Origin of the sequence: Kluyvera sp. Awk 3 (genome assembly GCF_028069715.1) — a bacterium.
Taxonomy (GTDB): Bacteria; Pseudomonadota; Gammaproteobacteria; order Enterobacterales; family Enterobacteriaceae; genus Kluyvera; species Kluyvera georgiana_A.
The window spans coordinates 1-2,971 of sequence record NZ_JANEWH010000237.1 but is presented as its reverse complement, the minus strand read 5'-3'; the positions used below and the strand labels follow the sequence as shown (position 1 = coordinate 2,971).

Genomic DNA, 2,971 nt, shown 5'->3' with positions numbered 1-2,971 from the left:
AATTTACCATTATTAATGTATGCATTAAGTCGTTAAAGCATGATTTTTCACTTGTTTGCGATGAAATATAATAAAAAAGTCGATCCCTCTGAATAAATCACTTACTATGGCGCGCTTATTTGCAGGCTCTGTAAATAAAGAACTAATGCGCATCACCCGGTAACGCGTACAGGCGAAACACGTTATCGACAACAGGAGTGATTCCTGGGTTGTTATTAGAAATGTTCGCGGGCGGACATTTCGTAAGGCGAAGACCGCTTCCCTTATGCCGAGAATGAAAATTTTCTAGCCATTACATGATGGCGCCCTGATATGAGATTGTTATGACTCGCATTTATCCACATTTCATCGTTGCCAAATTTGGCGGCACCAGCGTCGCTGACTTTGACGCGATGAACCGCAGTGCCAGCATTGTTCTTGCTGATCCCAACGTTCGTTTAGTCGTTCTCTCTGCTTCGGCAGGCGTGACTAATCTTCTGGTCGAGCTTTCTGAAGGTCTGGAAAGTCGTCAGCAATTAGACAAGCTCGAGACGTTACGTACTATCCAGTACAATATTATTTCCCGCCTGAAGCAGCCGACCGTTATCAGCAAGGAAATTGATAATCTCCTCGACAATATCGGTCACCTGGCGCAAACGGCGGCCACTTCGCCATCCGCCGCGCTGAGTGATGAACTGGTCAGCCACGGTGAGCTGATGTCTTCCCTGCTGTTTACCGAGGTCCTTCGTGAGCGTGAAGCGGAGGCCAGCTGGTTTGACGCCCGCAGCGTCATTCGCACGGACGACACCTACGGTTGTGCAGCGCCCGATATTGATGCCCTGGCGACGTTGGCCGAGACGCATCTGCGCCCGCGCCTGGAACAAGCCATTATGATTACTCAGGGGTTTATTGGCCGTGACGCGCAGGGCCATACCACGACCCTGGGTCGCGGCGGCAGCGACTACACGGCCTCACTGCTCGGCGAAGCGCTGAATGCTGGTCGGGTTGATATCTGGACCGACGTGGCGGGAATCTACACCACTGACCCCCGTATCGCGCCGAACGCCAAACGTATCGATCGTATCTCGTTTTCTGAGGCCAGCGATATGGCCGCCTACGGCGCGAAAGTGCTCCATCCGGCAACGTTGCTGCCGGCCATGCGCAAAAACATCCCGGTGTTTGTCGGCTCAAGTAAAAATACCGCCGCCGGTGGCACGCTGGTGTGCAGCACCACCGAGAACCCGCCGCGTTATCGCGCGGTAGCGGTACGACGTAAGCAAACGCTGCTGCGCTTGCACAGCCTTGACGCGCAGCCGTCCTGCCACTTCTTAGCCCAGATGTTTGCCTTGTTAGCGCGTCATTCTGTCGCCGCCGACCTGGTCACCACTTCTGAAAACAGCATCGCGCTGGCGCTGGACTCTACTCACGCCACCTCCGGTGAGGACCATACGCTAACCACGTCATTATTTACCGAGCTCTCTTCCCACTGTCGAGTTGAAGTGGAAACCGGGCTGGCGCTGGTCACGCTGGTTGGAAATCAGCTCACGCAGGCATCCGGCGTATTTAAAGATGTTTTTGCCTGGCTTGAAGAACACGCGGTACGCATGGTCTGCCACGGCGCATCCAGTAATAACCTGTGCTTCCTGCTGCCTGCCGACGAGGCCGATAGCGCCATCAAGGCCCTGCATCTCCAGCTTTTCGAGTCATAAGGCGATAAAAGCAAAAAGTCCCGGCCTTGCGACCGGGACTTTATTATCTGTTTACTGGCCCCTCTAAGGAACCCTTTATTTAGCTATGACGGTGCGAGGTACCCCCACCGCGGCGGCAACGTTTATCATAGTGACGAACCCACCAGTACTTATCACTCACCTGCTCATGCCCGCCGATACGTGCACCGGTCAGCCAAAGAATAGCGCCAACGAAGATGCTTAAAATCGCCCCATGCGCAAAAAACTGAGGCAGGTTAAGCTGCGGCAATTGGTTTAAAATGGAGTAACCTACACCGCCGATCATAACGACCAAACCTAACCCCATGAGCACATTACCGAGTAACGAAGCGTTTTTGCGTTTCATAGTGTCACCTCCGTAGATTGCTTTGGGTTTAGGGATATATCCCTATTCCTTGTGTGTAAAGTATAGACAACAGCGCTGTGGATAAGTGCGTGGCCGATCACAAACGTGAACATNTCATCAACATAACTTTACATTTAAGTGACTGAAATACTTTTCAAACAATATTATTCCGCACATCAACTATTCAGTTTTCAGTCCTTTCAGCGCTAATTTTTGTCAAGCGCGTCGTCACAACGTAAACTAGCCGCCGGAAAGATTGCCCACTCAGGAACAATAACGTGACGATTAAACTGATTGTCGGCCTGGCGAATCCCGGCGCAGAGTACGCGGGAACGCGTCATAACGCGGGCGCATGGTACGTCGATTTACTGGCAGAGCGCTTTCGCGCCCCGCTGCGTGAAGAAAGTAAGTTTTTTGGCTACACCTCCCGCATTAATCTGGCCGGGGAAGATGTACGCTTGTTGGTGCCAACCACCTTTATGAACCTCAGCGGTAAAGCTGTGGCGGCGCTGGCAACCTTCTATCGTATTAATCCGGATGAAATTCTGGTGGCTCATGACGAGTTGGATCTTCCTCCGGGCGTGGCGAAGTTTAAACTCGGCGGCGGCCACGGCGGCCATAACGGCCTGAAGGACATCATCAGCAAACTGGGCAATAACCCTAATTTTCATCGCTTACGTATCGGAATCGGCCATCCGGGCGATAAAAACAAAGTTGTGGGTTTTGTGCTGGGTAAACCGCAGGCGGCTGAACAGAAGTTGATCGACGATGCGGTAGACGAAGCGGCGCGCTGCACCGAGATCTGGCTGAAAGACGGGCTGACCAAAGCAACTAACCGATTACACGCTTTTAAGGCGCAATAGACCGACGACTGCGGTATTTTTCCCGCATGACGTGTATAATGGTCTGAGTTATTTAC

The 2,971-nt window shown here is 52.3% G+C and carries 3 protein-coding genes; 2 read left to right on the top strand and 1 reads right to left on the bottom strand.

Going from position 1 to position 2,971, the window contains the following annotated elements; translation table 11 throughout:
• Positions 1-323 precede the first annotated feature (323 nt).
• Positions 324-1,688: a lysine-sensitive aspartokinase 3 gene (gene lysC, locus NNN71_RS24140; RefSeq protein WP_065356710.1), complete on the top strand. Its 1,365-nt coding sequence runs from the start codon at positions 324-326 to the stop codon at positions 1,686-1,688.
• Positions 1,689-1,767: 79 nt separating this feature from the next.
• On the opposite strand, the gene ychH is transcribed toward lysC, so the two are convergent.
• Positions 1,768-2,052: a stress-induced protein YchH gene (ychH, locus tag NNN71_RS24135; RefSeq protein WP_064544936.1), complete on the bottom strand. Its 285-nt coding sequence runs from the start codon at positions 2,050-2,052 to the stop codon at positions 1,768-1,770.
• Positions 2,053-2,330: 278 nt separating this feature from the next.
• Here ychH and pth point away from each other — a divergent pair, with 278 nt between their 5' ends.
• A complete protein-coding gene (gene pth / locus NNN71_RS24130) occupies positions 2,331-2,915 on the top strand; it encodes an aminoacyl-tRNA hydrolase (protein WP_064544934.1) in 585 nt (194 codons plus the stop codon).
• The last annotated feature ends 56 nt before the right edge of the window (positions 2,916-2,971 follow it).

Bases quoted from the DNA above. Each gene is read 5' to 3' on its own strand.
- lysC (WP_065356710.1), top strand. From the start codon at position 324: ATGACTCGCATTTATCCACATTTCATCGTTGCCAAATTTGGCGGCACC.
- ychH (WP_064544936.1), bottom strand. From the start codon at position 2,052: ATGAAACGCAAAAACGCTTCGTTACTCGGTAATGTGCTCATGGGGTTA.